This window comes from Xanthomonas sp. NCPPB 1132 (genome assembly GCF_056629235.1).
This window is the reverse complement of record NZ_CM152819.1, coordinates 4,297,802-4,321,164: the sequence shown is the minus strand read 5'-3', so window position 1 is coordinate 4,321,164 and position 23,363 is coordinate 4,297,802. Positions and strand designations below refer to the sequence as shown.

16 protein-coding genes and 1 pseudogene are annotated in these 23,363 nt (G+C 70.6%); 7 read left to right on the top strand and 10 right to left on the bottom strand.

All coding sequences use genetic code 11. The features are described 5' to 3' along the window. Window positions 1-6 precede the first annotated feature (6 nt). Together ung and rpoH are read left to right on the top strand one after the other, a co-directional pair. A complete protein-coding gene (ung, locus tag AC1G9L_RS18580) occupies window positions 7-738 on the top strand; it encodes a uracil-DNA glycosylase (protein WP_019800710.1) in 732 nt (243 codons plus the stop codon). 219 nt (window positions 739-957) lie between these two features. Next, window positions 958-1,836 (top strand): RNA polymerase sigma factor RpoH, encoded by an 879-nt coding sequence (gene rpoH / locus AC1G9L_RS18575; RefSeq protein WP_481069680.1) that lies wholly within the window; start codon window positions 958-960, stop codon window positions 1,834-1,836. 113 nt (window positions 1,837-1,949) lie between these two features. On the opposite strand, the gene AC1G9L_RS18570 is transcribed toward rpoH, so the two are convergent. Both AC1G9L_RS18570 and AC1G9L_RS18565 read right to left on the bottom strand, forming a co-directional pair. Beyond that, on the bottom strand, window positions 1,950-2,567 hold the full coding sequence (locus AC1G9L_RS18570) for a trimeric intracellular cation channel family protein (protein ID WP_019801572.1): 618 nt from the start codon (window positions 2,565-2,567) through the stop codon (window positions 1,950-1,952). A gap of 58 nt (window positions 2,568-2,625) precedes the next feature. After that, complete coding sequence (locus tag AC1G9L_RS18565; RefSeq protein WP_481069679.1) at window positions 2,626-3,930, bottom strand: NAD(P)/FAD-dependent oxidoreductase; 1,305 nt, start codon at window positions 3,928-3,930, stop codon at window positions 2,626-2,628. Between the two features lie 192 nt (window positions 3,931-4,122). Between AC1G9L_RS18565 and AC1G9L_RS18560 the strand changes: the two genes are divergently transcribed. Continuing rightward, a complete protein-coding gene (locus AC1G9L_RS18560; RefSeq protein WP_481069678.1) occupies window positions 4,123-5,856 on the top strand; it encodes a VanW family protein in 1,734 nt (577 codons plus the stop codon). Window positions 5,857-6,180: 324 nt separating this feature from the next. Here AC1G9L_RS18560 and AC1G9L_RS18555 read toward each other — a convergent pair whose 3' ends face one another. After that, on the bottom strand, window positions 6,181-8,370 hold the full coding sequence (locus tag AC1G9L_RS18555) for a primosomal protein N' (RefSeq protein ID WP_481069677.1): 2,190 nt from the start codon (window positions 8,368-8,370) through the stop codon (window positions 6,181-6,183). A gap of 612 nt (window positions 8,371-8,982) precedes the next feature. Here AC1G9L_RS18555 and AC1G9L_RS18550 point away from each other — a divergent pair. The 3 genes and pseudogenes from AC1G9L_RS18550 to sppA all read left to right on the top strand — a co-directional run. Continuing rightward, window positions 8,983-9,942: pseudogene (locus tag AC1G9L_RS18550) on the top strand (hypothetical protein); the annotation flags it as partial. A 638-nt stretch (window positions 9,943-10,580) separates the two neighbouring features. Then, entirely contained in the window at window positions 10,581-11,951 is a 1,371-nt protein-coding gene (locus AC1G9L_RS18545; protein ID WP_481069676.1) for an MATE family efflux transporter, read from the top strand. A 76-nt stretch (window positions 11,952-12,027) separates the two neighbouring features. Beyond that, complete coding sequence (gene sppA, locus AC1G9L_RS18540) at window positions 12,028-13,926, top strand: signal peptide peptidase SppA (protein ID WP_019800812.1); 1,899 nt, start codon at window positions 12,028-12,030, stop codon at window positions 13,924-13,926. A gap of 82 nt (window positions 13,927-14,008) precedes the next feature. Here sppA and AC1G9L_RS18535 read toward each other — a convergent pair whose 3' ends face one another. Further along, on the bottom strand, window positions 14,009-14,236 hold the full coding sequence (locus AC1G9L_RS18535; protein ID WP_234006612.1) for a hypothetical protein: 228 nt from the start codon (window positions 14,234-14,236) through the stop codon (window positions 14,009-14,011). Window positions 14,237-14,302: 66 nt separating this feature from the next. Here AC1G9L_RS18535 and AC1G9L_RS18530 point away from each other — a divergent pair, with 66 nt between their 5' ends. Continuing rightward, window positions 14,303-15,076 carry an SDR family oxidoreductase gene (locus AC1G9L_RS18530; RefSeq protein WP_019801928.1) on the top strand — a complete coding sequence of 258 codons (774 nt, stop codon included), beginning with the start codon at window positions 14,303-14,305 and terminating at the stop codon, window positions 15,074-15,076. Window positions 15,077-15,234: 158 nt separating this feature from the next. Here AC1G9L_RS18530 and AC1G9L_RS18525 read toward each other — a convergent pair whose 3' ends face one another. The 6 genes from AC1G9L_RS18525 to AC1G9L_RS18500 all read right to left on the bottom strand — a co-directional run bounded on the left by AC1G9L_RS18525 (window position 15,235) and on the right by AC1G9L_RS18500 (window position 23,344). After that, window positions 15,235-16,158, bottom strand: coding sequence for an IS110 family transposase (locus AC1G9L_RS18525; RefSeq protein ID WP_481069675.1), 924 nt, complete (start codon window positions 16,156-16,158; stop codon window positions 15,235-15,237). A gap of 313 nt (window positions 16,159-16,471) precedes the next feature. Beyond that, on the bottom strand, window positions 16,472-17,116 hold the full coding sequence (locus AC1G9L_RS18520; protein WP_019801344.1) for a hypothetical protein: 645 nt from the start codon (window positions 17,114-17,116) through the stop codon (window positions 16,472-16,474). Next, window positions 17,116-17,871: a DUF4124 domain-containing protein gene (locus AC1G9L_RS18515; protein ID WP_481069674.1), complete on the bottom strand. Its 756-nt coding sequence runs from the start codon at window positions 17,869-17,871 to the stop codon at window positions 17,116-17,118. The genes AC1G9L_RS18520 and AC1G9L_RS18515 overlap by 1 nt, the downstream gene beginning before the upstream one ends. 970 nt (window positions 17,872-18,841) lie before the next feature. Then, window positions 18,842-19,402 (bottom strand): L-threonylcarbamoyladenylate synthase type 1 TsaC, encoded by a 561-nt coding sequence (tsaC, locus tag AC1G9L_RS18510; RefSeq protein WP_209032178.1) that lies wholly within the window; start codon window positions 19,400-19,402, stop codon window positions 18,842-18,844. A gap of 287 nt (window positions 19,403-19,689) precedes the next feature. Next, window positions 19,690-22,176, bottom strand: coding sequence for a DNA topoisomerase I (locus AC1G9L_RS18505; RefSeq protein WP_019800585.1), 2,487 nt, complete (start codon window positions 22,174-22,176; stop codon window positions 19,690-19,692). Between the two features lie 226 nt (window positions 22,177-22,402). Next, entirely contained in the window at window positions 22,403-23,344 is a 942-nt protein-coding gene (locus AC1G9L_RS18500) for an RDD family protein (protein WP_481069673.1), read from the bottom strand. Window positions 23,345-23,363 lie beyond the last annotated feature (19 nt).

The window sequence follows — 23,363 nt, the reverse complement described above, 5'->3', positions numbered from 1 at the left end:
GAAACGATGAGCAACAACGAAGACGAAAGCCGGATCCAGCTGGAGCCGTCATGGAAGGCGCAGGTGGGCGACTGGCTGCTGCGCCCGGAGATGCGCGAGCTGGCCACGTTCCTGCGCCAGCGCAAGGCCGCCGGCGCGCGGGTGTTCCCGCCGGGGCGGCAGATCTTCGCCGCCTTCGACGCCACCCCGTTCGAAAAGGTGGAGGTGGTGATCCTCGGCCAGGACCCGTACCACGGCTACGGCCAGGCGCACGGGCTGTGCTTCTCGGTGCTGCCGGGGGTGCCGGTGCCGCCGTCGCTGCTGAACATCTATAAAGAGATCGAGGACGACCTGGGCATCCGCCGGCCGGACCACGGCTGCCTGCTGCCGTGGGCGCAGCGCGGCGTGCTGCTGCTCAACGCGGTGCTGACGGTGGAGGAGAGCCGGGCTGGCGCCCATCAGGGCAAGGGCTGGGAGGGCTTCACCGACCACGTCGTGGAGACCCTCAATCGCGAGCGCGAGGGCCTGGTGTTCCTGCTCTGGGGCAGCTATGCCCAGGCCAAGGGCAAGGTCATCGATACCCGCCGCCACCGCGTGCTGAAGGCGCCGCACCCCTCGCCACTGTCGGCACACCGCGGCTTCCTCGGCTGCAAGCATTTCTCCGCGGCCAACGAGTACTTGAAGCGCCGGGGCGCCGCCCCCATCGACTGGAGTCTGCCGCCGCGCGCGGAGCTGGAAGCGGCGCTGCGCGGCGCCTGAACCCCGGTTGGACAGGGCGCGGCGTCCACCGCATGTGGACGCCGTTTTCGCGAACTGGATGGTAGTTTGGTGGTCAGAAGATGGAAGCCGCGATGCTTCCAGATTGTTTCAGTGGCTTGTGCTGCAGTGTCATTCCTGATTCATATGTTGCATAAATAGAACACAGGAACTTTTTACTGTACCCAGCAGTCCAATTAGTAGACTGCTAAGATGAGCCCTATGAGCCAGACTCTTACCTCCAACGCTTTGGTTGCCAACAACCTCCCGATTCCCAGTCCGCTCGGTTCGCTGGATGCCTACATCGGCGCCGTGCACCAGATCCCGGTGCTGACGTCCGACGAGGAACGCGCACTGGCGGCGCGGTACCGCGACCAGGAAGACCTGGATGCGGCCCGCGAACTGGTCCATTCCCACCTGCGCTTCGTGGTGCACGTGGCCCGCGGCTACAACGGCTACGGCCTGCCGCTGGGCGACCTGATCCAGGAAGGCAACATCGGCCTGATGAAGGCGGTCAAGCGCTTCGACCCGGACATGGGCGTGCGCCTGGTCAGCTTCGCGGTGCACTGGATCCGTGCCGAGATGCACGAGTACATCCTGAAGAACTGGCGCATCGTCAAGGTCGCCACGACCAAGGCGCAGCGCAAGCTGTTCTTCAACCTGCGCAAGTCCAAGACCCGCCTGGGCTGGATGAACGCGGCCGAGGTCACCGCGGTGGCCAAGGACCTCAACGTGTCCGAGCGCGAGGTGATGGAGATGGAGTCGCGCCTGTCCGGTCGCGACATTGGCTTCGATGCGCCGTCCGACGAGGACGACGACCACGCGCCGCCGTCGCCGGCCGCGTACCTGATGGCCAACGAGGAAGATCCCTCGCAGGCCTACGAACGCGCCGACAGCGAGGACAACCAGCTGCAGCTGCTGCGCGAAGGTCTGGCGGAACTGGATGCGCGTTCGCGCGACATCATCAAGCGCCGCTGGCTGGATGCCGACAGCAAGATCACCCTGCAGGAACTGGCCGATGAGTATGGCGTGTCGGCCGAGCGCATCCGCCAGATCGAGGCGAACGCGCTGAAGAAGATGAAGGCGCTGTTCGTTGCCTGAGTCGCCTGCGGCAATCCCTTGCAACGCGCGAAAGGGCCCGGCATCGCCGGGCCTTTGCTGTTTGTGCCTGGGCTCACTCGCGGATCGGCGACTGCTGACGCGCCCTCGATTGGCTACGACTCCGGCGGTCGTGCCACCGGCAGATGCCAGCCGTAGCGGATCGCCATGAAGCGCAGGCCGAAGCACAGCACCGCACCGACCGCCAGGCCCCAGGGCTGCGGCAGATGCAGCACCTGCGCCGCGGCGACCACGCCGCCGCCGAGCAGGGCCGCCACCGCGTACAGTTCGGCCTGCAGTACCACCGGCGTGCGCGCCACCAGCAGGTCGCGGACGATGCCGCCGCCGATGCCGCTGAGCATGCCCAGCAGGGTTGCGCTCAGCGGGCCCAGGCCGAACGCCAGCGCCTTGCTGGTGCCGTACACCGCGAACAGCGCCAGGCCCATCGCATCGAAGATCTGCACCGGATTGCGCAGGCGCTCGACCGTGTGGTGGCGGTAGAACGCCAGCAGCCCGGCCAGGCAGGCGACACCGAGATAGCGCACGTCGGCCAGCGCTGCCGGCGGGGTGGCGCCGATCAGCACGTCGCGGGCGATGCCGCCGGAGACCGCGGCCGCGCACGACAGCACCAGCACGCCGAACAGGTCCAGGCGATGGCGCACGCCGACGGTGGCGCCGCTGATCGCGAACACGAAGGTGCCCAGCAGGTCGAGCAGGAACAGGAAGGTCGCCAAGACGGGCACTGCGCTGCAGCAAAAAGGCCGGCTAGGATCGCAGCCCGGCCCTGCAGTGTCACCTGTCCTTGGATGGCGCGGCCTGTGCCTGCGTTGCCTCGGCTGCGGGCGGGTCGCCGAGGATGATGCGCGCAGCACGCTGGTAGCTCCAGTACGCCCAGGCCCAGTTGAGCAGCACCACCACGCGGTTGCGGAAGCCGATCAGGAAGAACACGTGCGCGGCCAGCCAGAACCACCAGGCCAGCACGCCGGAGAGCTGCAGCCGGCCCAGGTGCACGATCGCGGCCATGCGCCCGATGGTGGCCAGGTTGCCGTAGTCGGCGTAGCGGAACGGCACGCTGGCGGTATCGCCGCGCAGCCGCCGGCGCAGGGTGTCGGCGACGTGCCGGCCCATCTGCTTGGCGGCCGGCGCCACGCCGGGAACCGGACGGCCGTCGGCCTGCTGCACCGCGGCCAGGTCGCCGGCGACGAACAGTTCCGGATGGGCCGGCACGCTCAGGTCCGGCTGGACCTGCACGCGGCCGCTGCGGTCCAGCGGCGTCTGCAGTGTCTTCGCCAGCGGCGAGGCGGCCACGCCGGCGGCCCAGACCACGGTGCGCGCCGGCACGAAGGTGCTGCCCAGGCGATATCCGCTGGCGTCGATGTCGGCGACCGGCACGCCGGTCAGCACTTCCACCCCGAGCTTTTCCAACTGCTTCTGCGCCTTGGCCGAGAGGTGCTCGGGGAAGGAGGACAGCACCCGCGGGCCGGCCTCGATCAGCCGCACCCGCGCCTCGGCCGGGTCGATGCGGCGGAACTCGTGCTTCAGCGTGTGCCGGGCGATCTCGGCCAGGGTGCCGGCCAGTTCGACGCCGGTGGGGCCGCCGCCGACGATGGCGAAGCTGAGCCAGGCCGCGCGCGCGGCGGGGTCGGTTTCCGCTTCGGCGCGCTCGAATGCCAGCAGCAGGTGCCGGCGCAGTTGCAGCGCGTCGTCCAGGGTCTTCAGGCCCGGCGCATGCGCCGCCCAGTCGTCGTGGCCGAAATAGGCGTGGGTGGCGCCGGTGGCGACCAGCAGGTAGTCGTAGGCCAGCGTCTGGCCGTCGGCCAGGCGCACCTGCCGCGTCTGCTTGTCGATGTCGACGACCTCGCCCAGGCGTACTTCGACGTTGTCCTGGTGGCGCAGGATCTGCCGCAGCGGCGCGGCGATGTCCGGCGCCGACAGGCCGGCGGTGGCGACCTGGTACAGCAGCGGCTGGAACAGATGATGGTTACGGCGGTCGATCAGGGTGATGCGCAACGGCGTCCTGGCCAGGGCGCGGGTGGCCCACAAGCCGGCGAAGCCGCCGCCGATCACGATCAGGTGCGGCACGCGTGTGTTGTCCATGCAGGACTCCAGGAGGGGGAGAGGAAAGGAGGCGTCCGGTGTCGGCGCGACGGTCGTGGGCGCGCGTGGCGCACCGATCCACGGAAACGCGCGCGGCCAGTGGGGCGCTGCGCGATCGTCGAGGGCCGGACCTGCATGCTCGTATAGTAGCGCGATGCCAAGCGCGGTCAGCGACAGGGAGGACGCACGGTCATGCCAGCGACAGTGAAGCCGCGCGCGTCGGCGCCGCCACAGGCGCCACTGCCGTCGCGCTGGCGCAGCCTGCTGTTCTGGGCCAAGACCCGCGCGCTGCAACTGCGCCGCGCACTGCACGATCTGCGCGGCGGTCCGCGCCGGCATCGCCGCGACGCCGGCCTGGCGATCGCCGACGGCAGCTGTGCCGAATCGGTCACCGCGCTGTGGCCCGACAGCGAGGAGACCGCACCGCAACTGGTGGCTGGCAAGATCCACAACCTGCGCCTGGCCGCGCGTGCGCTGCACGGCGTGGAGGTGCCGGCCGGGGCCACCTTCAGCTTCTGGCGCCAGCTCGGCCGTGCCACCCGCCGCCGCGGCTTCGTCGCCGGCCGCGAACTGCGCGAGGGCTGCCTGGTGCCGTCGATCGGCGGCGGCCTGTGCCAGATGTCCAATGCGATCTACGACGCGGCGCTGCGGCAGGGCCTGGAGATCGTCGAGCGGCACCGCCACACCCAGGTGATTGCCGGCTCCCTGGCCGAGCGCGACCGCGACGCGGTGGTGTTCTGGAACTACGTGGACCTGCGCCTGCGCGCCGCCGCGCCGTGGCGGCTGGAGGTGTGGCTGGATGGCGAGACGCTGCACGTGCGCATCCGCGGCGGTGCCGCGGCGCCGGCGGCATTGCCGTTGCCGCCGCTGCAGCGGCGCACCGCGGCCGCCGGCGTCGGCGCCGCCAACGACTGCACCCGCTGCGGCCGCAGCGCCTGCCATCGGCATGTGGCGGCGGTGCCGGAGGGCTTGCACCGCACCTGGCTGGTCGACGAGGACTGGCCTGAGTTCGCGGAAGACCGCCGGCGCCGGCAGCAGCCGGGCGACCGGGTGCTGGCATTGCCGCGGCGCAGCGTCGCGGCAGTGCGCGCGGCGTTGCTGCGGCGCTGGTGGCTGTGGCGTGGGATGCCGTTGCCGCAGGCGCGCCAGCGCGCGCAGCGCATCCGCCTGCGGGCGCTGCGGCACCGGCTGGGCGCGCGCGACGTCGACCTGGTGGTGCCGCAGGGCCTGTTGCCGGAATTGTGGCTGGCCGACGAGCTGCAGGGTCGGCGCTGGGACGTGTGCATGACCGCCTTGCCGATGCATCTGCTGCAGGCCCGCCTGGACGCGGCCGCGCAGCGGCATCCGCACAGTCCCACCTTGCGCGATTTCCGCGCCGATCCGGCGCTGATCGAGGCCGAGCGTGCGGCGCTGGCGCAGGCGCGGCAGTGGATCACTCCGCACCGCCAATTGCTGGCGCTGGCCGGCAGCCGTGGCCTCGCGCTGCAATGGCAACGACCCGCCCTGCCGGTGGGCGCGGCTGAGCTGGCGGGCGCCTCCGCAGACACCGCGCCGCGGGTGCTGTTGGCCGCCTCGGCGCTGGCGCGCAAAGGCGCCTACGAACTGCGCGAAGCGTTGCGTGGGTTGCCGCTGCTTTTGCTGCTGCCGCCCGGTGCGCAGGAGGCACCGGACTTCTGGAATGGCATCGCGGTACAGCGGGTCGCGTCGATGGCCGAAGGCGTGCACGCGGCCTCACTGGTGCTGCTGCCTGCGTGGATCGAACAGCAGCCGCGTGGGCTGCTGCTGGCCATGGCGCTGGGCAAGCCGGTGATCGCCACCGCCGCCTGCGGCCTGTCTCCGGATGCTGGCGCATGGCGCTGCGTGGAGGCAGGGGACAGCACGGCATTGCGCGCGCAAGTGGTCGACGCATTGGGGCTGGTGGACTGAGCGAAAAGCGAAACGCGTGGGCGTCAGGGCCGCCGTCTGCTTTGCCACGGTGATCGGATGCGCGTTCGTCTGGAGCAGCTTCAGAGCCGCCCTGCTTGGCGACGCGTGCCACTGCCGCGTAAGAGCGGCTTCAGCCGCGATGAGGCATTACCGGTAATGCCCGTCGCGGCTGAAGCCGCTCCTACGGAAGCGGATTGCGTGCGTTGCCGACGATTTGCGGCCTCATGCAAGGCCGGCGCATCGCGGGCTCGACGCGCGCTGGCGCTCCAGCGATTTACGCCAGTGGTGTACTGAAGGACTTGCGCCGCACACCGCGCGCCTGCCTCAGTACAGATCCTGCGGATCCACATCCAGCGACCAGCGCACCCGCCGGGCATGTGGCAGCGCGTGGATCGCCGGCACCGCTGCGTCCAGCACGGCATGCAGCGCGCGCCGCGTGTTCGCCGACAGCAGCAACTGGGTGCGCTGGAACCCGGCGCGGCGCGGCATCGGCGCCGGCATCGGACCGAAGCGCTGCACCTCGTCCTGCGCCGGCAGCAGCGCGCGCACCGCGGCGAGGAAGGCGTTGGCGTGTTCGACCTGCTTGGCCTCGGCGCGCAGCAGCGCCAGGTGCGCGAACGGGGGGAAGCCTGCGGCCTCGCGCTGCTCCAGTTCCGCCGCGGCGAAGGCGTGGTAGCCGCCGTGCACCAGGGTCTGCAGCAGCGCATGCCCGGGGTGGTGGGTCTGCAGCCAGACCTCGCCCGGCCGTGCCGCGCGGCCGGCGCGGCCGGCGACCTGGATCAACTGCTGCGCCAGCTTCTCGCTGGCACGGAAATCGGCCGAGAACAGGCCTTCGTCGATGCCGACCACCACCACCCGGCTCAATTGCGGCAGGTCGTGGCCCTTGGCCAGGATCTGCGTGCCGACCAGGATGCCGGGCGCAGTGCCGAGCGTGGCCAACTGCGTCTCCAGCGCATCGCGGCGTTGGGTGGTGCTGCGGTCGATGCGTAGCACCGGCACGTCCGGGAATGCCTGCACCAGGCGTTCCTCGAGGCGTTCGGTGCCGATGCCCTGCGGCTGCAGCGCCAGGCTGCCGCAATCCGGGCAGGCCAGTGGCGCCGGCTGCCGTGCGCCGCAGTGGTGGCATTGCAGGCGCCGGCCGCCGGCGTGCACGGTCATCGGCGTGGCGTGCAACGGGGTGCTGCAGCGCTGGCACGGCGCGGTCCAGCCGCAGTCGTGGCACAGCAGCACCGGCGCATAGCCGCGGCGGTTCTTGAACACCAGCACCTGGCCGCCATCGGCCAGTGCCGTGCCGATCCCGGCCAGCACCTCCGGCGACAGCCCGTCCTGTAGCGGGCGCTTGCGCACGTCGAGCACGCGCACCGTCGGCGGTTTGGCGTCGCCGGCGCGGCGGGTCAGGCGCAGGTGCGCGTAGCGGCCGCCGGTGGCGTTGTGCAGGCTCTCCAGCGACGGCGTGGCGCTGCCCAGCAGCACCGGCACGTCCAGCGCCTTGCCGCGCACCAGGGCGAAATCGCGGGCGTGGTAGCGGATGCCGTCCTGCTGCTTGTAGCTGCCGTCGTGCTCCTCGTCGACCACGATCAATCCGGCCTGCGGCAGCGGCACGAACACCGCTGAGCGGGTGCCGACCACCACCTGCGCCTCGCCGCGCCAGGCGGCTGCCCAGACCCGCGCGCGTTCGTTGTCGTTGAGCCCGGAATGCAGCGCATGCACCGGCACGCCGAGGCGGGCGCGGAAGCGCGCCAGGGTCTGCGGGGTCAGGCCGATCTCCGGCACCAGCACCAGCGCCTGGCGGCCGCGCGCCAGGCAGGCGGCGATCGCCTGCAGGTAGACCTCGGTCTTGCCGCTGCCGGTGACGCCATCGAGCAGGAACGGGGCGAAGCCGGCGGCGCCGACCACCGCGTCGATCGCCGCCTGCTGCTCGACGTTGGGCACCGGCCCGGGCTGCGGCTGCGGCGCCGCGGCGCTGGCCGGCACGGCGATGCGTTCGGCGTGGCCGCGCTTGGCCAGGGCGCGGGCGGCGCTGCGCCAGTCATCCATCGCCTGGTCCAGCCGGTCCTCGTCCACGGCGCCGTCCGCCAGCAGCGCGGCGAAGCGGTGCGGGCGGGTGCCGGCGCGGGCGCGGTGGCTGGCGCCGGCCTCGGTCAGGCGCCAGGCCCAGGCGTGGGTGTCGGGCAGCGGTTCGCCGCGGCGCAGCGGCACCGGCAGGGCGGTCGCCAGCACCTCGCCCAGCGGCGCGTGGCTGTAGCGCGCCAGCCAGCGCAGCGACTCGGCCAGTTCGCCGTGCAGCAGCGGCGCCGGGTCCAGCCAGGCCAGTGCCGCGCGTAGGCCATCGGCGTCCTCCACTTGGCCGATCGCCGCGACCACCCCGCTCAGTTCGCGATTGCCGAACGGCACCTGCACCCGGCGGCCGACGTCGCCGTCGGCGACCGCGCCGCCGGGCGGCGGCAGGTAGTCGAACAGTTGCGGCAAGGGGACGGGCAGGGCGACGCGGAGCGTGGCGGCAGGGGACGGCATCCACCTAGTCTAGGGCGTGTCACCGATCCCCGAGTACGCCGCGCCTGCCAGACCCAACCCGAAGGGCCGCGGTTGCGCACGCCCGTGGCCGCGTCATCGCTCGGGCGGGGACGGACGTCCACTTCCTCGCTCTTCCTTGCCACAGGCACGCGCAACCGCGGCGCGGCATGCTCGGGGATTGGCGACACGCCCTAGCGGCCGTGGCAAGTGGCTTCCGGGCGCCAGGAGTTGCGCGCGATTGCTGCCCGCAAAGTGATAAACCGGTCGTAAATAGCCGCCGCGCTTGGAGAATCGAATTTATCCACATCCGCTGTGGATAAAGCTGTGCATGAAGGGCATGCTCCACGCCGTGAAGACGGACTCACAAGCCTCTGCCACGAGTTGGACAAAAAAGCGCCAATCGCATTTATTCTTTTCAGAACAACAACTTGGCCGTGAAACACAGATGCAACATGGTTTCGCGGGGGCTTGACAAGACCTGTCGCAGGCCAATTCCAGGCGCTGTGCACAACCCGCCGTCGCGGTGGCCGCGGATGAGCCGATCGCGGCGCGTCTGTCAAGCGCGCGGTGCGGCGGCCGCCTCGCTATCATCGCGCCGATGATGGAGTTCCGATGACCGCCACGTCCCCTTCCGACGGCGTGGCCGCACCGCCCGCCCTGGCCGCGTTTCTGCGCGGGATCGAACGCCGCGCCGCGGTCCTGGCCGACCTGCAGAGCGGCCGTCCCGAACGCGGCCTGCCCGCCCTGGCGGCCGCGATGCGGGCCTTCCGCAGCCACGCCGCGGCGCTGCCGATGGCCGACTGGCCGCTGCGGTTCTGGAAGCTGCTCGGCGCGGTGCCGACACTGCGCCAGGCCGATGCCACCGAGGGCGCCTGGCCGGCGCCGCTGGCCCATCTGCGCAGCCTGCAGCCGGCCGACCGCCTGGCGCTGCTGCTGCGCATCGTCGCCGGGCTGGACGAGCCGCTCGCCGCACAGGTGCTGCAGCTGTCCACCGAGGATTACCAGCAGGCGCTGGCGCGGGTCTGCCCGCGCGATGCCGCAGGCCGCCCGGATGCGGCAGGCTGGCGCGCGTTGGCCGATGCGGCGCAGCAATGCCTGCGCGACCTGCCGCCGGCGCGATTGCAGGCCCTGGCGCAGCTGCGCGATGCGGCGATCGCCGGCAGCACGGCGCCCGCTGCCGCGGCGGCGCCCGCATCGGCACCTGCTGCGGCCGCCGCGCGCCCGCGCCGCCGTGGTGCGCGCCCGGCCCTGCGCACGCGCCTAGCCGGGGCGGTGATCGCCGTCGTGGTCCTGGCCCTGGTCGGTACCGTGTTCTGGGATCGCCTGCCCTGGCACCGTTCCCGTGCCGCGGCCGCGGCCGGCGGCAGCGACGCGAGCCTGGCACTGGGCGATACCGGCCCGGTGCAGGTGGAAGTGCTGCCGCCGGAGTCGGACACTGCCAGCGCGCCACCGCTGCCGGCCGAGCCGCCGGCGCCGCTGCCGGAGCCGGCGATCTACGACCTGGACTTCTATGCGTGGTACGCGGCGGGTGCGCCGCCGCCGCGGATCGAGCGCAGCGCCCCCAGCGCCGCCGACCTGGCCGAGGCGGCCGACGCCACGCCGGCCGCCGCCGTGGCCACGGCCGTCACGCCCGCGGCGGCGGCGGCCACGCCACCGGCGCTGACCCCAGCGCAGTTGCGCGCACGCCAGGCCGCCTGGGACGCGCTGCCGGCGGCGGCGCAGGCGCGGTTGCGCCAGGTCGCCACGGCCTTCGCCGGCCTGCCGATCGAGCAGCAGCACAGCCTGCATGCGCAGTTCGCCGAGATGGACGCGCTTGAGCGCCACGGCTGGTTGCTCGGCCCGGAACTGGGCGCCGAGTTCTGGGCGCTGCAGCCGCTGTTGGGGTACGTGCCCGAGGCGCAGCGGCAGGCGCTGCTGGGCCTGCTGCGCAGCCTGCCGCCGGACCAGCGCGAGCATCTGGCGCTGCTGTCGCAACGCACCCCGCCGCAGGACCGCGCCGCCTTGCGTCGCGACCTGCTGGCGCAGAGTACCGACAGCCGTGGCGCCTGGCTGAAGCAGCGCGCCGCGCGCTGAGCCGCGCGCGGCAACGCAGCGCCAACACCCGGCGGCAACGCAGTCATCCGCCGCAGCGGGTAGAATGCGCGGCCTCCGCCACCCGGTGCCGGCGCTGTCTGCGCGGCCGCAGTCGGCGGGATCGCCAGAGTCTTGCAATGTTTTCGTCTTCCACCCCGGCCTCGGTCCGGGGCCGCGAATTGCGCACCACCGCGCAGCTCGCCCTGCCGCTGGTCCTGGGGCATGTCTCCACCGGCCTGATCAGCTTCGTCGACAACGTGATCGCCGGCCACCACGGCACCCGCACGCTGGCCTCGGTGACGGTCGGCACCGCGTTGCTGTGGCTGCCGATGATGATCCCGATCGGCACCCTGATCGCCCTGACCGCCTCGGTGTCGCAGCTCGACGGCGGCAAGCGCCAGGCGCAGATCGGGCCGCTGTTCCGCCAGGCGCTGTGGCTGTCGGTGGGCCTGGGCCTGCTGATGTTCGCGTTTCTGAGCGTGATGCCGATGGCGCTGCCGCAACTGGGCATCGCCCCGGAGATCGTGCCCGGCGCGCGCGACTTCCTACATGCGATCCGCTGGGGCGTGCCGGCGCTGGTGCTGTATTTCTGCATGCGCTACCTCAGCGAAGGCATGCACTGGACGCTGCCGACCATGCTGCTCGGCTTCGGCGGCCTGCTGTTGCTGGCGCCGCTTGGCTATGCGCTGACCTTCGGCCTGTGGGGCCTGCGCGAACACGGCGCCGGCGGCCTGGGCATGGCCTCGGCGATCACGATGTGGGCGCAGGCGCTGTGTTTCGCGGTCTACCTGGCGCGGTCCAGGCGCTTCGCGCCGCTGCGCCTGTTCGCGCAGTTCGAGGCGCCGGATCTGCGCGCGATCGCCGGCTTGCTGAAGACCGGGCTGCCGATCGGCGTGACCATCCTGATGGAAGGCGGCCTGTTCATCGTCACCGCGCTGCTGATCGCGCGGCTCGGCGAGGTGCCGGCGGCGGCGCACCAGATCGCGATCAACGTGGCGCAGTTGTGCTTCATGGTGCCGATGGGCGTGGCCGAAGCGACCACGGTGCGGGTCGGCCGCGCCGCCGGCGCGGGCGATGCGGTGGGCGTGCGCGGCGCGGCCTGGGCCGGCTATGCGATCGTGCTCGGCACCCAGGCGCTGTCGGCGCTGGTACTGCTGGTCGGCCACGACGCCATCGTCGGCATCTACACCAGCGACCTGGCGGTGGCGGCGCTGGCCTCCACGCTGCTGTTGTACGCGGCCACCTTCCAGTTTCCCGACGGCGTGCAGGTGCTGTCGGCCGGTGCGCTGCGCGGCCTCAAGGACACCCGCGTGCCGATGCTGCTGGCCCTGTGTTCCTACTGGGGCCTGGGCATGCCGCTTGGCGCCGGCCTCGGCCTGTGGCTGGGCTGGGGACCGCAGGGCATGTGGATCGGCCTGATCCTGGGCCTGACCGCGGCGGCGGTGATGATGGGTGCGCGTTTCCGCTGGAGCAGCGCGCGGCTGTCGGGCGCCTCGGCGGCCCCCTGACTTCAGACGCATGTGCGGCGCCTGACGCAGCCGGTATGCTGCGCAGGCGCAAGACGCCTACCTTTCGGAGTTTTCCATGAACCAACCCGTGCGTCGCAGCCCCGTCGCCAACTTCTTCGTCGGCCTGTGGGATGTGATGAACTTCACCCGCCGGTTGATCTTCAACCTGGTGTTCTTCGGTTTCCTGTTGCTGATCCTGCTGGCGATGGTGTTCGCCATGGCGCGCGGCGACGGCGGCAAGGCGCTGCGCGACCGCACCACGCTGCTGATCGCGCCGGAAGGCAAGCTGGTCGAACAGTTCAGCGCCGACCCGGTCAGCCGCGCGCTGGCCAAGGCGATGAACGACAAGGGCGCGCAGGAGATCCAGTTGCGCGACCTGGTGCGCGCGATCGAGGCGGCCAAGACCGATCCGAAGATCGAGCGTGTGGCGCTGCGCCTGGACAAGCTGCAGCCCAGCGGCTTCGCCTCGATGCGCGAGGTGGAGAAGGCGCTGCAGGACCTGCGCAGCTCCGGCAAGCAGATCGTCGCCTACAGCGACAACCTGAACCAGTGGCAGTACCTGCTGGCCGCGCAGGCCAACGAGGTCTACCTGGACCCGATGGGCTCGATGACCCTGGAAGGCCTGGGCCGCTACCGTCAGTATTTCCGCGAGGGCCTGCAGGACAAGCTCGGCGTGGACGTGCACCTGTTCAAGGTCGGCGAATACAAGTCCGCCGCCGAGCCCTACGTGCTCGACGCGGCCTCGGCGGCGTCCAAGGAAGCCGACCTGTTCTGGATGAACGATGTGTGGCAGCGCTACGTGGCCGACATCGCCAAGGCGCGCAAGCTGGCGCCGGAGCAGATCAACGCCGGCATCGACACCATGCCCGAGGGCGTGGCCGCCGCAGGCGGCGACCTGGCCAAGTTCGCCCTGCAGCAGAAGCTGGTGGACGGCCTGAAGACCCGCGAGGACGTCGAACAGTTGCTGGCCAAGCGTGGCGTCGCCGACGACGATGCCGACACCGGCTATCGCAACGTCGACCTGGACGGCTACCTGCAGCAGTTGGACCTGCGCCGTTCGCCGGTGGATTCGCGGCCGCAGGTGGCGGTGGTGGTCGCCGCGGGCGAGATCAGCGGCGGCGAACAGCCGGCCGGCCGCATCGGCGGCGAGTCGACCGCGGCGCTGCTGCGCCAGGCGCGCGACGACGACGCGGTCAAGGCGGTGGTGCTGCGCGTGGATTCGCCCGGCGGCGAAGTGTTCGCCTCCGAGCAGATCCGCCGCGAGGTGGTGGCGCTGAAGGCCGCCGGCAAGCCGGTGGTGGTGTCGATGGGCGACCTGGCCGCGTCCGGCGGCTACTGGATCAGCATGAACGCCGATCGCATCTATGCCGACCCGTCGACGATCACTGGCTCGATCGGCATCTTCGGCATGATCCCCAACATCACCCGCACCCTGGACAAGATCGGCGTGCACACCGACGGCGTCGGCACCACCCGTTTCGCCGGCGCGTTCGACATGACCCGGCCGATGGATCCGGCGGTGGGCCAACTGATCCAGTCGGTGATCAACAAGGGCTATGCCGACTTCACCGGCAAGGTCGCGCAGGCGCGCGGCAAGTCGGTCGAGGCCATCGACCAGGTCGCACGCGGCCGCGTGTGGAGCGGTGCGCAGGCCAAGGAGCGCGGGCTGGTGGACGCGTTCGGCGGCTTCAAGGACGCGGTGGCCGATGCCGCCGCGCGCGCCAAGCTGGGCGGCCCGGACAAGTACCGGGTGCGCTACGTCGAAAAGCCGGCCACGCCGTTCGCGCAGTTCGTCAGCGGGTTCGCCGGCAGCCGCCTGGGCGTGTGGATGCTGAGCGACTCGGCGCTGGGCCACGCCCTGCTGGCGCGCAGCATGCCGGAACTGGACACCCAGCTGCGCTTCGTCAAGGACGCGGCCGACACCCGTCCGGGCGCACCGGTGAAGGCGCTGGCCTACTGCTTCTGCGGTCTGTAAGCCGGCCCCGCGCCGGCAGCGGCGCGCTCATGCGAGCGCGTCGCCTGCTTCCTGCAACGCCGGCCCCCGTGGCCGGCGTTGTTCATTGCGCGGTCGCGGCGTCCAGCGCGGCGTTTTGCGTGGCCGCGGCGCGGTCGAGCGTGGCCTGGGTCTGCCTGGCGCGGTCCAGCGGCTGGGCGATGGCGCTGCGCAACGCGCTGGCCTTCGGCGGTGGCGGCGCATCGGGCGGTTGCGGCGGTGCCGGCTTGCATGCGGCCAGCAGTGCGAGCAGCGGCAATGCCAACGTCATCCTGCGCAGTGGTGCGGACATGGCGGCGACCTCCTCGAGGGTGGAGGTATCATCCTACGCCTCCCATGTGAGCAGACAGGCACGCGCATGCAGCACCGTTGGCGGCTGGACGGACAGACCGCGCTGATCACCGGCGCCAGCGCCGGCATCGGCCTGGCGATCGCGCGCGAACTGCTCGGGTTCGGCGCCGACCTGCTGCTGGTGGCGCGCGATATCGACGCGCTGGAAGCGGTGCGCGACGAACTGCGCGAGGCCTTTCCCGAGCGCGAGATCCTGGCGCTGGCCGCCGACGTCGCCGACGACGAGGACCGCCGCGAGATCCTGGACTGGGTCGAGGACCATGCCGACGGCCTGGACCTGCTGATCAACAACGCCGGCGGCAACGTCAGCAAGCCTGCGGTGGACTACACCGAGGACGAGTGGCGCGGCATCTTCGAGACCAACCTGTTCTCCGCGTTCGAGCTGTCGCGCTATGCGCATCCGCTGCTGGCGCAGCATGCGGCTTCGGCGATCGTCAACGTCGGCAGCGTGTCCGGGCTGACCCACGTGCGCAGCGGCGCGCCCTACGGCATGACCAAGGCGGCGTTGCACCAGCTCACCCGCAACCTCGCCGCCGAATGGGCCGAGGACGGCATCCGGGTCAATGCGGTGGCGCCCTGGTACATCCGCACCCGCCGCACCTCCGGCCCGTTGTCGGACCCGGACTACTACGAGCAAGTGATCGAGCGCACGCCGATGCGCCGCATCGGCGAACCGGAGGAAGTGGCGGCCGCGGTCGGCTTCCTGTGCCTGCCGGCGGCCAGCTACATCACGGGCGAATGCATTGCGGTGGACGGCGGGTTCTTGCGCTACGGGTTCTAGCGGCTGCGCGGCGGCTGTGTGCGCGCCGGGCGCCGGCCGAAAAAGGCGCAGTGCAGCAGGCCCCGGGCGTATGTCGTCGGGACTGAAGCCCCTCCTATAAGGTGGGTGCGCGCTTACCGCGGTGGATCGGCTGCGGGGTAATCCGTAGGAGTCAACTGTCATGCACCTGCGATGACAGGAGGAGCGTACGGGGCCTGATCGCGCGCGATGGCATTGAGCCAGCGCAGGAACTTGTGCATGCAGGCGACGATGGCGACCTTGGCCGGCTTGCCCGCTGCGCGCAGACGTGCGTAGGTGTTGGCCAAGGGGGATTTGGCGCGGATGCTGGCCCAGGTGGCCATGTACAGCACGCGCCGCACGTCGGCACGTCCGCCTTTGATGCGGCGCTGGCCTTTCCAGCAACCGCTGTCGTGATTGAACGGGGCCAGCCCGACCAGGGCAGCGAGCTTGCGTGGCGGCAGCGTGCCTAGTTCTGGCAGCCGCGCGGCCAGAACCGCGCGCAGGATCGTGCCGAGCCCAGGCACCTTGGGTAGGCTTGAGCAGGTCTTGCCCTGCTGCTCGATCTCCTGCGTCAACGTCTGGATCTGCTGGTTCAGCAGGGCGATCACCTCTCGGCAGCGGTGTTGCACCTTGGCGCTGGTGATGTGCTCCAGGCGCCGCCGATGGACATCACGCTGGCTCACCAGGGTGGCACGCAGATCCAGCAGTTCGCGAAGAGATTGCTGGTGCTCGGGTGCCACGGGCGTGGGCATGGTCGGGATGTGCTGGGCGGCGATGGCCAGCAGGCGCGCGTCCAGGGCATCGGTCTTGGCATGCAGGCCCAAGGCCTGGGCGAGCTTGCGCGGACGATCGGCGGCCATCCGCACCACGGGCAGGTCGGCCTGCCGCAACACTTGCAGCACGGCATGTTCGTAGCCGCCACTGGCTTCCAGCACGATCCGCTCGCAGCCCAGCTCGGCCAGGCGCTGGGCCAGCGCACGCTGCCCCTGTGGCGTATTGGGTTGGGTCCAGGTCTGCTCGTCCGGCAGGACATGAATGACCAGTTCGGCCTTGGATACATCGATCCCGACATGGCGTCGCATAGACGTTCTCCGCAGTAGACTTATGGACGAGAGCGCTCCTGCCGATGCCCATGCTTGTGGAGTTCGAGCTCGTCACTCGGGCAACTGTTCGGGCTTGTCAGGCAGGAGAACCGGAGTGCGGCGGCGCTGACTCCTACTCGTGCTTGCTGGCACTGCGGCTAAACGGCCTGCCGCACTCCGCTCTCACCTGCAACGATAGACCCTTATTTGACACAAGCGGCTTAAGCCGCGACCAGGCTTTCCCGATAACGCCCGGTCGCGGCTGAGCCCCTCCTACGCAACCAGGCGCACACCCATGCGCGAGCGAGATGGATTACGGCGCGGGCGGCTCTACGCCGCAGTTGCTGGCCTCGAGCAGGTGCTGGCGGCGTTCGAACTCCGCGTGCAGCGCTTCGGCATGCTCGGGCACGGCGAAGCGCCAGTGCGTCTCGGCTTCGGTCACGTAATTCTTCCAGGCATCGCACAATTGCTCGGCGGGCAGCGGCTGGCACTGGTCGCGTAGCACTTCGCAGGCGCTGCCGCCGGCCTGGTTGGGGCCGCCGTCCAGGTCCGTCGTGTGCAGCGGCACGCAACGCGGCGGCGGTTCGGCGACCTCGCCGATGTAGGACGATTGCTCGCGGGTGGTGCAGGTGTACAGCGATGGCGGTGGCAGCTTTGGAGGCGGTGGCGGTGCAGCCGCCGCGGTATCGGCCGGGGCCGGCGCGTCCGCAGGCGTGGCATCGTTCGTGGCGCTCGCCGGGGGCGATGATGGCGCGGGCTTGGACGCGAGCGTGGTCGGCAGTGCGGCGCTGCTCACGCCCTGCATGATCTTCTTCTGCTGGCGCATGCCCTTGGGACAGGGCTGGTTCTGGATGGTCAGGTTGTCCTGCGCGTCGGTGCAGCGATAGAACACCACCGGTTCGGCGCTCGCAGCGCCGGCACACGTCAGCACCGAAATCAGGCAGAGCGCACGGCGCATCAGGTGCCGCCGCAATCGCGTGCCAGGCGTGCGTCGATGCCGCGCTGTTCGGTCTCCATCGCGCGGCGCTCGCTCTGCAGTGCGCTGTTGTAGCGACGGATCAGCTCCCAACGGCGGTCGCTCAGGCGCGCACAGACCTCCTGCTCGGGCAGCGCCGTGCAGGTGTCGCGGATCATCGTGCTGCCGGCCGGCACGATCACGCCGGCGCCGGCGGCCACCCCCGGCGGCGGTGGTCCGGGCGGGCGCGGTGCACCGGACGGAGGCGGTCCCGGCGGGGCGGGCGAACGGCCATCGGGGCCGCGCCCGGACGGCCGCGCGTACGGGCCCTCGGCGTAACCGTAGGCCCACAGCGGCACCCAGCGCGGATTGCCGGCGTTGTCGTCGCTGGTGTAGCGCTTGCCCTCCGGGGTGACGCATTCGTACATCGGCTGCGGCGGCTGCACGGTGACGATGCGCAGTTCCCGCTGCGGCAGCGGCGCAGGCGAGGCCTCGCCACGTGCCGGATCGGTGCTGATGGTGGTGGTCGGCCGCGGCGGCGGATCGCGTGGACGCTGCATGTCCAGCACCTGCTGCTGGCGCGCGTTCTCGCAGGGCGCGTTCTGCAGGCTGACCGCGCCGGAGGCGGCGATGCAGCGGTAGATGCGCACCGAGCCGGTGCTGCCGTCGCTGCTGACCGTCTGCGTCTGTTGCGCCCAGCCGACGCCGATCCAGGGCGAGAGGCTCAGCAGCAGCAACGGGCGAAGAAAGCAGCGCATGCGCGCATCTTGCGCGCCTTGGGCGGCCAGGGAAAGGGCGGGCGAGCGGGGATTCAGGGCGCGGTGGCGCGGGTGGATGCGCAGCGGGGTCTTGTCGTGCATCGGGCAGGCCGCGGGTCGGCCAGGGCGCTTCCTGCAGCATCTCGCAGCTGCTGTACGGGGCCGCCGGCCTCGGCCAGCGCGCACTCGTGCAGTACTGGCGCGTTGATCTGTCGCTGCGAGGCTTCGCCCGACCCTCATCCGGCCCTTCGGGCCACCTTCTCCCAATGGGAGAAGGGAACAGCTAGCCCCTCTCCCGTCGGGAGAGGGGTTGGGGTGAGGGTCCGGCGCGAAGCGACTCGTGTAGTTTGAGTGCACCAGGCTGCGCCCGCACCCTCATCCGGCCCTTCGGGCCACCTTCTCCCAATGGGAGAAGGGAAGAGCTAGCCCTCTCCCGTCGGGAGAGGGATTGGGGTGAGGGTCCGGCGCGAAGCGACTCGCGTAGTTTGAGTGCACGAGGCTGCGCCCGCAACGTCATCCGGCCCTTCGGGCCACCTTCTCCCAATGGGAGAAGGGAACAGCTAGCCCCTCTCCCGTCGGGAGAGGGGTTGGGGTGAGGGTCCGGCGCGAAGCGACTCGCGTAGTTTGAGTGCACCAGGCTGCGCCCGCACCCTCATCCGGCCCTTCGGGCCACCTTCTCCCAATGGGAGAAGGGAACGGCTAGCCCCTCTCCCGCCGGGAGAGGGGTTGGGGTGAGGGTCCGGCGCGAAGCGACTCGCGTAGTTTGAGTGCACGAGGCTGCGCCCGCACCCTCATCCGGCCCTTCGGGCCACCTTCTCCCAATGGGAGAAGGGAACAGGTAGCCCCTCTCCCGCCGGGAGAGGGGTTGGGGTGAGGGTACGGTGCGCGAAGTGCACATGTGGCTCCATCGCGCCGTTGCCGCCAGGCGTCAACGCACTGGAGGGCGATGTGGGTGCTGAAGGCCAGCGCCTCAGGCGCGCAGGATCTCGCCGCTGGCGGCGTCGCGGATCGGGGTCGGCTGGGCCAAGCCGCCGGTCTCGCCATCGATCAGACCATCGAGGTCGCGCAGTACCAGCGGATCCAGCTCGCTGCGCTGTCGCGCCGGCGGCTCGCCGCCGCGGTTGGCGCTGGTCGACACCAGGGCACCGCCCCAGGCGCGGCACAGCGCGGCCACCAGCGGATGCGCGCTGATGCGCACGGCGATGCCCTGGTGCGCGCCGGTGACCCACGGCGGCGCGTGCGCGGCGGCGGGCAGGATCCAGGTGTGCGGCCCCGGCCAACTGGCCAACACCGCGGCCAGCCGGTCCGCTGGCAACGCGGACAGGTCCAGCAGCGGACGCAGCGGATCCAGTTCGGCGGCGACCACGATCAGGCCCTTGTCCACCGGCCGCTGCTTGATCCGCAGCAGGCGGGTCACGGCGGTCTCGTCGTGCGGATCGCAGCCCAGGCCCCACACCGCTTCGGTGGGGTAGGCGATCACGCCGCCCTGGCGCAGGACGGCGACGGCATGGCTCAGCGACAGGTCGGTCATGCGCGCATCATGCGGCACGTCCTCGTCTAAGGACAATGAGGGTCGGATGGGCGGGACTCGGGATTTTCGCAAGTCTCCGGCCGTTCGCCTTTCTGTGGGAGAGGGGCAGCCCCGACACCTTGCCGATAACGCGTCGGGGCTGAAGCCCCTCCCACAGACAGCCGCGGTGTCGCGGTTCTTCATGCGCTGAGAGACGCCGTGGGCACCGCGAGAAGACGGCTCAGCGGCCGCGCTCGTACTATCCGAGGTGGCGCATCGGGCCACCCTCGGTCATCCCGCAGAGCGGCTCAGCCGCCCTTGGCCACCGTCTTCTTGGCGGCCTTCTTCACCGCTTTCTTGGCGGTCTTCTTCGCGGCCTTCTTGACCGCCTTCTTCGCCGCCGGCTTGGCCGGCGCGTCGGCGGCGGCCTTCTTCGCCGCGCTCTTCTTCGGCGCGGCTTCCTTCTTGGCGGCGGCCTTCTTGGCGCCGAAGCCCTTGCGCACCGGCTTGCCGGTGTCCTCCAGTAGCTTCTGCACTTCGTCCAGGCTCAGCGTGGCCGGCTCGCGATCCTTGGGGATCTTGCCGTTGAGCTTGCCGTCGCTGATGTACGGGCCGAAGCGGCCATTCAGCACCTGGATGTCGCTGCCGGGGAATTCCTTGATGATGCGGTTGCGCGCGATCTCTTCCTTCTCCTCGATCAGGAACACCGCCCGGGCCAGATCGATGGTGTAGGGGTCGTCTTCCTTCTTCAGTGAAGCGTAGACGCTGCCGCGCTTGGCGAACGGGCCGAAGCGGCCGATGCCGACGCTGACCTCCTCGCCCTTGTCCTGGCCGAGGCTGCGCGGCATCAGGAACAGCTCCAGCGCCTCCTCCAGGGTGATGGTGTGCATGCTCTGGCCGGGACGCAGCGAGGCGAACTTGGGCTTGTCCTCGGCGTCCTCGGCGGTGCTGCCGATCGCTGCATACGGCCCGAAGCGGCCCAGGCGCACGCTCACCGGCTTGCCGGTCTTGGGGTCGGTGCCGAGCTCGCGCGCACCGCTGGCTTCGGCGCGGTCGACCGATTCCTTCTTGTCCTCGACCAGTTCCTTGAACGGCTCCCAGAAGCGCGACATCAGCGGGACCCACTCCTCCTCGCCGCGCGAGACCGCGTCCAGCTCGTCTTCGAGCTTGGCGGTGAAGTCGTAGTCCACGTACTGGGTGAAGTGGCTGGACAGGAACTTGGACACCGCGCGGCCGACGTCGGACGGGCGGAAGCTGCGGCCTTCCATCTCCACATACTTGCGGAACAGCAGGGTCTGGATGATCGAGGCGTAGGTCGAGGGACGGCCGATGCCGTACTCTTCCAGCGCCTTCACTAGCGCCGCTTCGGTGTAGCGCGGCGGCGGCTGGGTGAAGTGCTGCTCGGCCAGGATGCGTTCCAGCGGCACCCGGTCGCCGGGCTTCATCGCCGGCAGCTTGCGGCCCTCGTCCTCGTCCTCGGCGCTCTTGTTGTCCTTGCCTTCCTCGTACACGGCCAGGAAGCCGGGTACCACCACGGTGGTGCCGCTGGCGCGGAACACGTGCTCGCTGCCGGCCGACAGGTCCACGCTCACGGTGTTGAGCGTGGCCGGGATCATCTGGCAGGCCACCGCGCGCTTCCAGATCAGTTCGTACAGCTTGCGCTCGTCGTCGGTGAGGAAGCGGGCGACCTGCGACGGGGTGCGCAGCGCCGAGGTCGGGCGCACTGCTTCGTGCGCTTCCTGGGCGTTCTTGGACTTGGTCTGGTAGGTGTTGGGCTGGTCCGGCAGCGAGGCGATGCCGTAGTCGCGGGCGATCACGTCGCGGATCTCGGCCAGCGCGTCCTGCGACAGGTTGACCGAGTCGGTACGCATGTACGAGATCAGGCCGACCGTGCCTTCGTCGCCGATCGCCACGCCTTCGTACAGCTTCTGCGCCACCTGCATGGTCTTGCGGGTGGTGAAGCCGAGCTTGCGCGAGGCTTCCTGCTGCAGGGTCGAGGTGGTGAACGGCGGCGCCGGGCGGCGCTTGCGCTCCTTGCTGGCCACGTCGGTGACGTGCAGCGCGCCCTGCGCGGCCTGCTGGATGCGCAGGCGCGCGGCCTCGGCGGTGTCGCCGTCGGTGATGGTGAACTGCTCGAACTTCTGCCCGTCGAGCTTGATCAGCTTGGCGTTGAAGTGCTGCGAGGGGTGCGCGCAATCGGCGGCGATGGACCAGTACTCGCGGGCGACGAAGGCTTCGATCTCCTCCTCGCGCTCGACGATCATGCGCAGCGCCGGCGACTGCACGCGGCCGGCGGACAGGCCGCGCTGCACCTTGCGCCACAGCACCGGCGACAGATTGAAGCCGACCAGGTAGTCCAGCGCGCGCCGCGCCTGCTGCGCATCGACCAGGTCGCCAGCGATCTGCCGCGGCTGCGCCATGGCCTCCTTGATCGCGCGCGGGGTGATCTCGGTGAACACCACCCGGTGCAGCGGCTTGCCCTTGAGCAGCCCGCGCTCCTGCAGGATCTCGGCGATGTGCCAGCTGATCGCCTCGCCCTCGCGGTCCGGGTCGGTCGCCAGGTAGATGTCTTCGGCCGCCTTGGCCGCCTTGGCGATGGCCTCCACGTGCTTCTCGTTCTTGTCGATCAGCGCGTAGCGCATCGCGAAGCCGTCGTCCGGATCGACCGCGCCTTCCTTCGGGATCAGGTCGCGCACGTGCCCATACGAGGCCAGGACGTGGAAATCCTTGCCGAGGTATTTGTTGATCGTCTTGGCCTTGGCGGGCGATTCGACGATGAGCAGGTGCTTGGACATGGCGGGTCGGGCTTCGATGGGCGTGGGCGGACGCCCTGGGGGCGGTAGGGTGGCGCAATTGCTCCGGTTAGTGAAGCGTTGCGGTCTCGCAGAGAAGCCGACGCCCGGGGCGGAACCCCCGGGCGTTCAGCAACGGCGCTTATTTATTAGTGGACATGTCCGGTGCCCGCTGTCAAGCCGGCGCCGGCCGGACGGGCCGCCGCGCGGCCCCCGGAGGCCGCCGGACTCAGTGCCAGCCGCCCTTGGCGGCCATGCCGATCGCCAGGATCACCACCAGCAGCGCGCCGGCCATCAGCAGGCCGAACAGCGACAGAATCACCACGGTGACGGTGCCCAGCTTGCGCTGCTGCCATTCCGGATGGTCGGTGTAGGCCCACTTGTCCACCACCAGGGTGTCGCAGAGCATGTCGTGCAGGGCCTGCTTGCGCTCGGTGAAGGCCGCCATCAGGTAGCCGATGCCCACGGTCAGGCCGCTCAGCATGAAGCCGAAATAGCGGCCGATGCCGCGGGCCACGGTGATGCGGCTGCCATCGGTGCGCACCACCTTGATGCCGACCGCCATCTTGCCCAGCGTGGCCTGCTTGGTGGAGGCGTGGAACAGGCCGTAGTACAGGGCCGAGATCGCCAGCGGCACCAGGTACATCATCAGCAGCATGATGATGCCGGCGGCGGAGGTGAAGTTAGGCTCGCTGCCGACGCGGTTGAACCCCATGAAACCGAGGATCACCACGAACTGGATCACGTTGGAGACGATGCCGACCAGGAACGCGTCGATCAGGTAGGCGGCCACGCGCTTCCAGAAGCCGGCCTGCACCACTTCGCCGCCGCCGACCACCCGCGTGCCGCTGTCCAGCATGGCGCTGGGCGCCGCGTAGGGCGACGCCGCCTCGGCGGGCGCGGTCCAGGCGTCGGGCACGGCCGGGGGCGGGGCGGGCGGCGGCACGTCTGTGCCGATCTCCGAGGGCGGCAGCGCAGGTGCCGGGGGCGGCGCCTGGGCCAGGCCGAGCTCGTCGACGAACTCGGCCAGGGTGCGCCATTCGCTCAGGCCCTCGCGCCAGACCAGGGTGGACAGCCCGATCTCGCTGCGCTGGAAGCGCTGTTGCAGGTCGGCGGCCGCCAGCGGGCCATGGCGCTGCTGCGCCGCATCGGCGTAGTACCACTCAGTCATTCTGTTCCCCGGGAGTTGC

What these genes read in the sequence shown, in the direction of transcription:
- ung (WP_019800710.1), top strand. Translation starts at nt 7, where the DNA reads ATGAGCAACAACGAAGACGAAAGCCGGATCCAGCTGGAGCCGTCATGG.
- rpoH (WP_481069680.1), top strand. Translation starts at nt 958, where the DNA reads ATGAGCCAGACTCTTACCTCCAACGCTTTGGTTGCCAACAACCTCCCG.
- AC1G9L_RS18565 (WP_481069679.1), bottom strand. Translation starts at nt 3,930, where the DNA reads ATGGACAACACACGCGTGCCGCACCTGATCGTGATCGGCGGCGGCTTC.
- AC1G9L_RS18560 (WP_481069678.1), top strand. Translation starts at nt 4,123, where the DNA reads ATGCCAGCGACAGTGAAGCCGCGCGCGTCGGCGCCGCCACAGGCGCCA.
- AC1G9L_RS18555 (WP_481069677.1), bottom strand. Translation starts at nt 8,370, where the DNA reads ATGCCGTCCCCTGCCGCCACGCTCCGCGTCGCCCTGCCCGTCCCCTTG.
- AC1G9L_RS18545 (WP_481069676.1), top strand. Translation starts at nt 10,581, where the DNA reads ATGTTTTCGTCTTCCACCCCGGCCTCGGTCCGGGGCCGCGAATTGCGC.
- sppA (WP_019800812.1), top strand. Translation starts at nt 12,028, where the DNA reads ATGAACCAACCCGTGCGTCGCAGCCCCGTCGCCAACTTCTTCGTCGGC.
- AC1G9L_RS18535 (WP_234006612.1), bottom strand. Translation starts at nt 14,236, where the DNA reads ATGTCCGCACCACTGCGCAGGATGACGTTGGCATTGCCGCTGCTCGCA.
- AC1G9L_RS18530 (WP_019801928.1), top strand. Translation starts at nt 14,303, where the DNA reads ATGCAGCACCGTTGGCGGCTGGACGGACAGACCGCGCTGATCACCGGC.
- AC1G9L_RS18525 (WP_481069675.1), bottom strand. Translation starts at nt 16,158, where the DNA reads ATGCGACGCCATGTCGGGATCGATGTATCCAAGGCCGAACTGGTCATT.
- AC1G9L_RS18520 (WP_019801344.1), bottom strand. Translation starts at nt 17,116, where the DNA reads ATGCGCCGTGCGCTCTGCCTGATTTCGGTGCTGACGTGTGCCGGCGCT.
- AC1G9L_RS18515 (WP_481069674.1), bottom strand. Translation starts at nt 17,871, where the DNA reads ATGCGCTGCTTTCTTCGCCCGTTGCTGCTGCTGAGCCTCTCGCCCTGG.
- tsaC (WP_209032178.1), bottom strand. Translation starts at nt 19,402, where the DNA reads ATGACCGACCTGTCGCTGAGCCATGCCGTCGCCGTCCTGCGCCAGGGC.
- AC1G9L_RS18505 (WP_019800585.1), bottom strand. Translation starts at nt 22,176, where the DNA reads ATGTCCAAGCACCTGCTCATCGTCGAATCGCCCGCCAAGGCCAAGACG.
- AC1G9L_RS18500 (WP_481069673.1), bottom strand. Translation starts at nt 23,344, where the DNA reads ATGACTGAGTGGTACTACGCCGATGCGGCGCAGCAGCGCCATGGCCCG.